The sequence below is a fragment of the Ruegeria sp. YKSF131 genome, assembly GCF_059612645.1.
This window is the reverse complement of record NZ_JBXWQZ010000096.1, coordinates 1-10,260: the sequence shown is the minus strand read 5'-3', so window position 1 is coordinate 10,260 and position 10,260 is coordinate 1. Positions and strand designations below refer to the sequence as shown.

6 protein-coding genes are annotated in these 10,260 nt (G+C 54.2%); 3 read left to right on the top strand and 3 right to left on the bottom strand.

The window, feature by feature from the left end; translation table 11 throughout:
* Positions 1-1,883: hypothetical protein (locus tag AC2FLZ_RS20975; RefSeq protein WP_496882724.1), on the top strand; the 1,883-nt coding region annotated here is incomplete at its 5' end.
* Positions 1,884-3,221 carry an arylsulfotransferase family protein gene (locus tag AC2FLZ_RS20970; protein ID WP_496882723.1) on the top strand — a complete coding sequence of 446 codons (1,338 nt, stop codon included), beginning with the start codon at positions 1,884-1,886 and terminating at the stop codon, positions 3,219-3,221.
* A gap of 19 nt (positions 3,222-3,240) precedes the next feature.
* Here AC2FLZ_RS20970 and AC2FLZ_RS20965 read toward each other — a convergent pair whose 3' ends face one another.
* The 3 genes from AC2FLZ_RS20965 to AC2FLZ_RS20955 form a co-directional block, all read right to left on the bottom strand.
* Positions 3,241-4,632 (bottom strand): glycosyltransferase family 39 protein, encoded by a 1,392-nt coding sequence (locus tag AC2FLZ_RS20965; protein ID WP_496882722.1) that lies wholly within the window; start codon positions 4,630-4,632, stop codon positions 3,241-3,243.
* Positions 4,633-5,099: 467 nt separating this feature from the next.
* Positions 5,100-6,107: a glycosyltransferase family 2 protein gene (locus AC2FLZ_RS20960; RefSeq protein WP_496882721.1), complete on the bottom strand. Its 1,008-nt coding sequence runs from the start codon at positions 6,105-6,107 to the stop codon at positions 5,100-5,102.
* A 228-nt stretch (positions 6,108-6,335) separates the two neighbouring features.
* Positions 6,336-7,661 carry a right-handed parallel beta-helix repeat-containing protein gene (locus tag AC2FLZ_RS20955; protein ID WP_496882720.1) on the bottom strand — a complete coding sequence of 442 codons (1,326 nt, stop codon included), beginning with the start codon at positions 7,659-7,661 and terminating at the stop codon, positions 6,336-6,338.
* Positions 7,662-8,068: 407 nt separating this feature from the next.
* On the opposite strand from AC2FLZ_RS20955, the gene AC2FLZ_RS20950 reads away from it, so the two are divergent.
* Positions 8,069-10,129, top strand: a complete 2,061-nt coding sequence (locus tag AC2FLZ_RS20950) for a right-handed parallel beta-helix repeat-containing protein (RefSeq protein WP_496882719.1) — start codon at positions 8,069-8,071, stop codon at positions 10,127-10,129.
* Positions 10,130-10,260: the final 131 nt, after the last annotated feature.

Below are 10,260 nucleotides of genomic sequence, written 5' to 3'. Positions count from 1 at the left end.
GAGCGCCAGCTTGGGTTTTGTTGCTTACGGCTGCGGTTCTCGCAGCTTTACTTTTTTTGCCGACCGTCGGGATTGGTGTCGTGCGGTCCGGTTTCAATCCGGATGAGTGGAGGTTTGCCGCCGGTCTCGAGCGCGGATTTGCCGAGGTGCATGGTCGTTGGTCGACTCATTGGGCGCACGAGGAACTCTTTGGCTGGGATACGCCAATTGCATTTCTGATTTTTGTTATTTTTGCCGCTCTGTTCGGGGTCTCCGTCCTTATCGCACGCCAGTCCGTGGCCAGGACGGGTTCAATTATGATGATCGCCTTTATTGTGGTGGTTTTTCTGGCAGGGTCTTCTCATGTTTATTTGACTGAAATCCTGCATTATCAGACGCAAGCCCCATGGTTCAGCCTTGGCCTTATGGCTTCTGTTGGTGCGATGACTATGATTGCGCAGCCGCACGCGCAATCAGTCGGAGGTATGGTTCTGCGCATGATCGTGGCCGCCGAGCTTCTGGCGATTTCGATCGGCTTCTATCAAAGCTACGCGCTTATGGGCTTTCTCATCCCGGCTATCGTCTTGATCCGGATCGACGGGTACGACCATCGTGAAAGCGTGCTCTGCATCTTCCGCGTTCTTGTGGTTTCTGTTGTCGCTCTGGCCCTGTATCAACTGCAGCTGCAGGCGACCATTTCCATTCTGGATCTCAGGGCAAATTTCCGTTTTGCAGGCGGGGTGGAGTCGACAGTGATTTTGGAAAAGTTGTCCGCGTTGCATCGGATGGAAAGGCTTATCCATAGCGGTGGGCTTTTGGGAGTGCCGCAGCCATATCGCGGAGTTTTCCTGCTTGGAACGGCGGCTGTCTGTGGGTTGGTTCTTATGGCTGCCCTGAGCGCGCTTCTCGCCCCACGCGCCTTCCCTGGCGGAGGATGGTTCGGAGCGTTTCGCGTGTTTCTCGGTGGGCTCGGCGCCCTGTTCATATTGCCGGTTCTGATCTGGTTCCTCTATCCGGAGCCTTATCTGATTGGTCGCAGCATCGGCTTTATCGGTTTTGTCTTCGCCGGTGTCGCTCTGGCAAGCACTGCGGTTGTTGCTCAGGGGATGGCCGGGGTGCCCATGTCGCGCTTTGCCCCGGTTGCAGGGCTGACCCTGGTGCTGATCTTTGGTGTCAGCCAAGCAATTGCGTCATCGCATATCTGGCCACTTTTTCAGCGTGTGGCGGAGCAGGATGTTGCCCTGGCCGACGACATAGTGGAGCGAGCCAGATCGATGAATGGTTTTGATATCACATCGACACCGATCCGTTCTGTTGGTGGGCCTGCTGACCAGCACCTGAGGTTCGGTGGTTTTCAGACACCCAGCACGTTTCATCGTGGCATCGACATGAATTCCATATTTCAGATTCGTTACGGAGCTGCGAATTATGCCGGGTCGGTTCTGACCCCTCCGCGGCCCTGCGCGGCTTTCCCGGAAGATGGATCGGTTTTCATGGCTGAGGGCACGCTTTTTGTTTGCTTCGAAGCTACTGAGCCCCTGCCCAGGCAATCTACCTGCTTTCCTCTGGGGGGCGGAAGGAAAGCTGCGCTTTGTTACTCTGACACTATGGCCGTTCTGCTGGGGCAAACCTGCGCGGATATAGACCCCGGTGACGGCCAGATCGTTGCAACCCAGTTAAACGAAGCTGGCGAGTGGATCAGGTTCAACCGTTTTCCCTGGCAAGCTCTGGCCACAGAAATGAACGGTCTGTGTTACAGGTTTCTGAGTACAGGAGGCGAACCGTTCTCGGTCCTGCGCATTGAGCACAAGACGGCGATGGGAACCGAGTGGACCGTGGAACATGACGCCACAGACGCACAGGCGTTGGAGGAAATATTAAGTACGGGCAATGAGGTGGAGTAAGTGGCCGTGGATCGCCAGAATGTAGTGAGTTTTATCGTCTTTCTCGTATGCGGTGCAACGCTGGCTTTTCTGGCAGGTGTTTCTGCAGCCGTTCTGAATTTGCCGCCGACAGCTTTGGTTCAGGAAGCCAGAAGCACGGTAAAAGAGTTGATCCACGGCCCGTGGTATCGTGACCCCCGGTGGATGCCGCTTCGCTATGAGGGAACCGGCCTTGTCACATATAATCCCGAGCTTAGCTGGGCTGGGTTAACAGTCATGCAAGGCATGTTTGACGATGGCGCACAGGCGCGCGTCTATGATGCTGACGGGACGCTTTTGCGCACCTGGCCGCTGGATTTTCACGCAATTTGGTCCAATCCGGCTCATATCATCCCTGACAAGAATATCCCCAAGGGATCTGGAGAATATCACACTCAGGGGGTTGCCCTGGGAAAGGATGGATCCGTCCTTGTCAATTTCGCCGAGCTGGGCACCGCGCGCCTTGGTCCTTGCGGTGATACCGTTTGGACTGTTGATCAGATGACCCACCATTCGATCACGGAGAACCCGGATGGGACGTACTGGATTCCAAAAAAACGTGATCCGGCCACCATAACCCCTAAATATATGCTTCCGGGCGCTTCGGTCGAAGCAATCATGGATTCCGACAATTACTATGCCGATTCAGCGCTTTTGATCGACCCCGAGGGTCGTATCATTGAAGACGTCCCCATCCTGGAGCCAACGATTGACTGGCTGATAGAAAATCAGGAACTGGACATCATCTATGGGCTCAATCCAGAAGAGCTGGACCCGCTACATCTCAACGATATCGAAGTCGTCACCCCTGAGCTGAGCGCGCGCATCTCAGGGTCGGAGCCCGGAGATTTGCTGCTCTCCATGCGTAATCTCCACGCGCTGGCTGTGTTGAACAGATCCAGTGGCAAGATCGTCTGGATGCAGCACGGACCGTGGCTGAAGCAGCACGATCCCGATATCGAGCAGGACGGCACCATCACCGTCTTTGATAATGGCAGCGGTCACCGAATGCCTGGCCGTGATTTCGTGGGTGCCCGTGTCCTTCGGTTCGATCCCGTGACTGGTCTGGCTGAGACGGTTTACCCCCAAAACGATGATCAGCGTTTTTTCAGCTTTATCATGGGTACACATCAGGCGTTGCCCAACGGCAATATTCTTGTAACCGAAAGCACATCCGGGCGCGTTTTCGAGATCACTCCGGATGGAGAAACCGTCTGGTCGATGGTGTTTGTCGCGGGAACCCGCTCTGCCGCACTGATAGAGGAAGCGCGGCGTTATCCTCTGGATTTTGTAGACCGGTCAGTCTGGTCTTGCCCCTGACCTCCAGCTCGGCAGTCGCTCAGTTACGCCGATATACATGAACGTTACCATCGCCCAGTGTTCCGGGGAAGTCATGGACAAGGTCCAGTTGCCCTTTGGCATCCTGCCTCAGTTGCGGGATGGCGCTGAACATTCGGTTCGGAAACAGGACGACCAATGTCACAGGACCAGGCTGAGCTATTGCTTTTGCATATGCTTCGGGGTCGCCAATGGTTGTCCAGTTGGCATTGAAATGGTTCTCAAAGACAGGCCCGCCCGGATTGATGGCGTAAACCCGCTCGGAAGGGTTGCGGGTCTGTTCCACAAAGGCAAAAGCTCCGGCCAGATTCTGTTTTGGCGCGGCATAGTTCCGCTGCACAAGAATCACGGATAAAGCGATCATCGCCGCAACACCGACGGCGAACAGTGGCATTCCGATCCGAGGTTGGCTTATCACTCGTGCCACAATGCTTGCACCGTGCCAGCAGCCGATGACCGCAAAAATGATGACCGGGCCGATATCAACAAAAAAGAAGCGTGGCCATATCCGCATGTCGAGCGACAGGAGAATAGCCAGCGTCACCACGATATGCATAACGATGGACGGGAAAAACAGCGGTTGTGCTGAATGTGCTCCTGCGGCACCAAACGCCAGGGCGACCAATCCGCCGAATGCAACAATCATGGTCAGCGGGCCAGTGTCTCCGACTGCCGTCCGTAGCCCTTCCAGCACTGTCCAGACCGGGCTCTGATACTCCTGCATAGGATCGACAGCGGATGTTGCCGCTACCTCGCCCATGGCTTCCACGAGGCTTGGAAAGATCGGCAGATACAACAACACAATTAAGACCAGCGCCATTGCTACGCCAATAAGAGGCCGCAGCACCCAGTCACGGGTCAGGGCGGGGCGCCCAAACCCGGTTACTAGTGACACCAGCCAGATGAAGCCCAAGGCGACAAAGAAAAATACCCCGGTCAGGTGTGTGAAAACCGCAGCTGCGGCAGTCAGGCCAAACGCAATCCACGTGCCGACGGTCGGACGGTGCGTCCCCCGCAAAAAGAAAATAAGGCCCAAAGTGCTCCAGAATGCGAGTTCGGTATATCCACGGGCGTTCTGCGAAAACCAAACCTGATGATAGGAAAGTGCGACAAGCAGGGCCGAAATATGAGCGACCTTCGTGCCTGCAACATCCCGGGCCAGCCACCAGATTGCAGCAACGATACCAACGCCGAACAGCACCGCTGGAAAACGATAGGCCCAGGGCTGATCTCCGAAAATCTGCGAAACCAGCTTAGCCTTCATGCTGAAGAAATAGTGATGGTTCATCGAGTATTCGCGCATCATTTCGCCCCAAGGTAGGTGGACATGCGTATCGACGGTCCAAATTTCATCATACCATAGCGGCGCATTCAGCCCTGCGGTTCGCAGCACGGAGGCGAGAAGCAGTATGAGCAGGAGCACAGCCAGATCATTACGCCCAACTGCGGGGGATTGTTGTATCATGGGGTTTTACCGGTCACATGTGCCTCGGTTCTGGGTGGCATTTGGTAAGTCGACCTTGCGTGAGGCGCGCGCAGCTGTCTGTCGGTATTTTTGTTCCCGTGGTGTATGTGCGTACGAATGCGCAAACACTGGGATTTCTGCGCAAAGATAGTTGCCTGTTTTTTGGATAATGTGACCTGGTGGGCCTTATTGGTGCTATTTCTGGGCCTGTGACCTTTCTATATGCCGGCCAGCTCTGCCCCGCACCCTTGGGTTGCATCAGATGGCTTGCAGGCAACTGTTGGCGCAACATTATCTCGCAATTCTCATGACATTCGAAATGATCGCCGAGCAACAAAACACCGCCTGTACCGAATAAACGAATTGAACATCCTGATGGTTCAATTGACGAAAGCTCAAGTCAATGGTTTTCCGTCGGGCGGCTCCGCAAGGGCCTCGGCGGTTAGGCCAAGGCTGCTTTCGACAATGTAAAGCGGGCGTTTGCGGGCCTCGTCAAAGAGACGCCCCAGATACTCGCCGATCACGCCAAGCACCACGAGTTGCAAACCACCGATCAACAGCACGGCAACCATCAGCGAGGCATAACCAGGTACGTCCACCCCGTAGATCAGGGTACGTACGATAAGGAAAATGCCGTAGATAATCGCCGCCAGGGCGGTCAGCATACCGACATAGCCAGCAATTCTCAGCGGGACAGTGCTGAACCCGGTAATGCCGTCCAGTGCGAAATTCCAAAGACGCCAGTAGTTGAACTTGCTTTGTCCCGCTGCGCGCTCAGGCCGGTCATAAAGTACCTCGGCATGTCGAAATCCGACCCAGGCGAAGAGCCCCTTCATAAAACGATTATGTTCTCGCAATTGGGTTATTGAGCGAACCACCCTTTGGTCCATGAGCCGAAAATCACCCGTATTGGCCGGAATCGGAACCCCTGAGAGCCTGTTGATGATCTGATAGAACTTTATCGCCGACCAGCGTTTCATCGCGGTGTCCGTATTGCGGCGGTGCCGGACGGCATAGACGACGTCGAACCCTTCGCGCCATTTCTCGAGAAAGCTTTCAATCAGTTCGGGGGGGTCCTGCAAATCCGCATCTATCGGAACGACTGCTCTGCCCGAGGCAACGTCAAGTCCGGCGGTCAGGGCGATCTCTTTGCCGAAATTGCGGGAAAAGTTTACCACTTTGATGCGCCTGTCATGTTCGTGCGCGTCGGCTAAAATTCTGGCTGTGCCGTCTGTGCTGCCATCATTCACACATATGATCTCATAGCTTTCGCCAAGGTTTCCCAGAAACTGGCCCAGCCGATCAAACAGGATTGGCAGAACGTCCTCTTCATTGAACATCGGCACAATAATGCTGAGTGTCGGGGTATCTTGACCTGCATGACCGGCCCGAGACTGCGACATGGGTGTGTTCATATTTGGCGGCACCGTTTGAATGTCGTTTATTGTGTAGCTGGCTGTATGTGATCATGGTTTGATGCGGGCCTCAAAGAGTTCCGCGCCTGCGCACAGCTTTTTTGAGCATCCGTGTCTGTTTGTAACCACTACATGTCTGCTCTTTTCGTTGGGAATACCGGGAGTATTCTGAAGATTTGACCTAATGTGCCCGGTGCGGGCGCCGTCATATTGGGGCTATTTGCGGGTTGGGTAATTCTTAACAAGCGTGGAGCCGGCATTAAGCCGATCGATTTGGCTGCCCGGCCGCACGCCATATTCGTTATGTCCGTTTGCCGGTCCGGTTGCGTAGTAGATGAACTCACTGTCGTAAAATCCGGGTGCCCCTCGGGATACATCCTGAATGGCGGCGTTATTAAGGATGACCCAATCGCGCTGGTTCTTGTATCCGCTGATTTTACTGACGGCGTTTTGTTCGATAACGACTGAGGTTGAATCCGGGGAAACGCTGATGCGCGGAATGGTGATGCCCCCATCTTTCTCCCGTCTGACCCGGATGACCGAATTTCGCCTGATCGACAGGTTATCTGCCCCATGGATCGAAATACCGTGTGCATGGGCATTATAAATCACGTTGTTCTCGATCAACACATTCTGATGACGAACCATGGGATCCCCCAAGTTTTTGCCATCTCCGCCCATCCAGATTGTCTGAGCATAATCTCCCGCGCCCATGTCAAAGATATTGTTGCGAATTACGATGTCTGTGCTGCGTTGGTTGGACGCGCGCATGATCTGCAGCATGTCACGGTGATCCTTGCCTCCGCGTATACCGCGAAAATTGTGCAGATGATTGCCTTCGATGATCAACCCATCAACAGCGCCCATAGCCATACCGTCCGAGCGTATGTCGTAGAAGGTGTTTCCCCGGATCGTTATGTCGTTGCCATGCCCACCCGTAAGTCCTTTCCACCATCTGCGGAATGTGTTCTGGGTCAGTGTAATCGATACATTGTCCTTGAGGCGGAGTCCGCGGCCATGCCCCACTCCTGATTTATAGCCACCATCGAACAAGGAGTTCGAGATGGTCACGTTTCTGCTGGAATAGATGGTGAAGCGGGTGGTTGAGTCCTTGTCCCCCGGGGAATACTCATAGTCAAAAATCAACCCATCCAACACGATGTTGCCCGCGCCCTGCAGGCGTAATTCCGTGAAACATGCAGGCGACCCCGGGTTGGCTGAGCGGATCGTGATGGGCTTCTCAAAGATATTGCTAATTTTCAGAGCGCCATAATTCCCGCCTTCAAGAATGAACGTCTCTCCTCCCTCCGCATTTTTTATGGCGCCTGCGAGTTCGGAAACGTTGTGGAGTGTCTGGCCCTTTTCTGTACCGGGCACGTTTGTCGTGGCCTTCGTGTCGGTACACGCCCCGGCGGCATAGGACGGGGTCGAAAAAGAGAGTAGTAAAATGCAGGCACACACCAGCATTCCGAAAGAACTGTGTCTGTCCCGCATGGCAGGTCCGCCCGTGTCACGTTCATCAATTAGGAAGGCTACGGGCATGGATGAGTCGTGTCCATAAAGCTGTGTTGAGCAGAACATTGGTGGATTTGATGGGGTGCCTGCACGAGATGACGTGGCGGCATCGGGCAATTCACCGCCGATATTTGTTCGGAATACGCGGGCCCATGCCGGAATAGTGGCAATTGTGTGTTCATTGTTGCGGCAGAGGAATCAATTCGCCAAACCCTTGGGTACCGCTAAGGGAAGGGGAACAATTCCCGGTAACGAGTATCAATTTCACTCGGAAATGAAGGCGAAGGGACATTATTGTCCCGATGCAGGCAACAATTTCCAAACATAGCCACATTCTGGCCCATCTGTCGCCTTCGTGCGGCTGTTCCTTCTGTCCTGGGTGAGCGGGATTCTTGTGCGCTGCCACTCACAGCGCCTATGCAAAAAGGTGAAAGATGTCGACGACAATCACGGTAACCTCCGCGGCGGAGTTGAACCAGGCTCTGTCTCAGGCGACAGGTGGGGAAACGATACTGCTTGCAGCGGGTGATTATGGGGTGCTGAATCTCAAAAACGCCCTTTACACATCCAACGTGACAATCAAATCCGCTGATCCGAGCGCGATGGCAAGCTTTTCGGAAGTTTATGTCAACCAGACGTCGAACGTCACGTTCGATACTATCGAGTTTGACTATACATATGTCAGTGGGCAGCGTGAATCTGCCAGCAAGTTCCGGATCGACAACAGCACCAACATAAACATCGTCAATTCGGTTTTTGATGGGGATTTTGCAAGCGGAACCGGGACCTCGGCTGATGGGACAGGTTTCGGCAAGGGGCTTGTGGTCGAGGGTTCGGCAAATGTCACAATCGCCAATTCCGAGTTCCATTCCTGGTGGAAAGCCATAAACGTCGGCACCTCCTCGGATGTTGATCTGATTGGCAACAACATTCACACAATCCGTTCTGACGGTATCAACCTGGGCCGGGTTGACGGCGTTCTGATCGAGAACAACTATATCCACGATTTCGGGGGTGCCGCGGGTTCTTACGATCACCGCGATATGATTCAGATTAAGCGCTCCAGCGGGGATGGCAGCAGCGACATCATCATTCGGAACAATGTCCTGGATATTGGGTCGGGTGACTACACGCAGGGCATTTGGGCCGGGGGCGACAACGCCAACTATTCGGATCCGACGGACTGGCACCAGGATATCGTGATCGAAGGAAACGTTATCTACAATGCCCATACAAACGGCATTGCGATTCACATGACCGATGGTCTGACGATCTCGAACAACACATTGATTGCGGTTCCGCGCTCGGTGACAGGTGGTGTGACCATTCCCAAAATCACCGTCGGATCATCTTCGACCAACGTGATCATCGACCAGAATGTGACATCCGGGATTGCTGGCTATCAGGGGCAGTCCGACTGGACGATTCTGGACAATGCCTTTGTTCAGAATACAGATTCGAATGCGGCCGGATATTATGATGCTCAGTTTGTCTATTTCGCGACAACCGCAACCGATGGGTACAACCAGTTTGGTGTTATTCCCGGTAGTACAATAGATGTTCTGGGGGCAGGTTCTGACCTGGTCGATAGTTATCCGCTCTCCTACGACTCTTGGGTTGGAACGGCGACAACGCCTATCTCTGGCGGAACGGGAACCAGTACACCGCCGTCAGGCACGACGTCCGGTACGGATACTGGTGGTACATCCGGTACGGATACCGGTGGCACGTCCGGTACGGATACCGGTGGCACGTCCGGCACGGATACCGGTGGCACATCCGGCACGGATACCGGCGGTACATCTGGTACGGATACCGGTGGTACATCTGGCACGGATACCGGCGGTACGTCTGGATCGACATCGCCTTCTGTCCCATCCGGTCAAATGGTCTTTGACGACTTTGTTCTGGATATCGCGAACCTGCCAGATAACGGTCAGGCCGAGCTTATCGGTGATGCGACGGTTGTGGACACGGCATCGGGTCCGGTGATCCAACTTGACGGAGACCGGGATCTTGTGAAATTGGGGCGTCTGACCGAGTTTGAAGATTCCGAGCAGATTGCTTTCACGGTTGAGTTTACCAGATCTGAAGCAGACGGCAGCACCCAGCGTTTGGTCTGGAACAAGGGCCATGTGGGACTGACGTTGACAGGTGATGGCCTGATTGCGCATGCCGCAAACAATGATGGCAAATTCACCAAGGGATTCCATGTAGATAATCTGGGCCTGAATGATACCGAAGCCCATACGATCACCTTTTTGGTCGACCAGAATGCAGACCGTCTACAGGTTCTCGTCGATGGGAATGTGGTGCTTGATGAAACCAATACCGATTTCGATTTTGTCGATGCGCACGGCGGCAAGGAATGGGGTTGGGATCTAGGTTTTGCGAGAAATCGTTATATCGATGGTGAAATCAGCGCGTTTGCAATCGACGACGAGGTCGTTTTTGTAGACACGCAGGTTGTGCAGGACGATTTTTCGATTGCCTGACACGATATGCATCGGCGAAATGTCGGCGCATATATGGTTGAAAAATTACGCTGGCTGGGTGCAAGATCGCACCTGGCCAACTGTATTTCAGGACAGCCATTCCCTGCCCTGGAGAATTGCGGCTGTTTCAG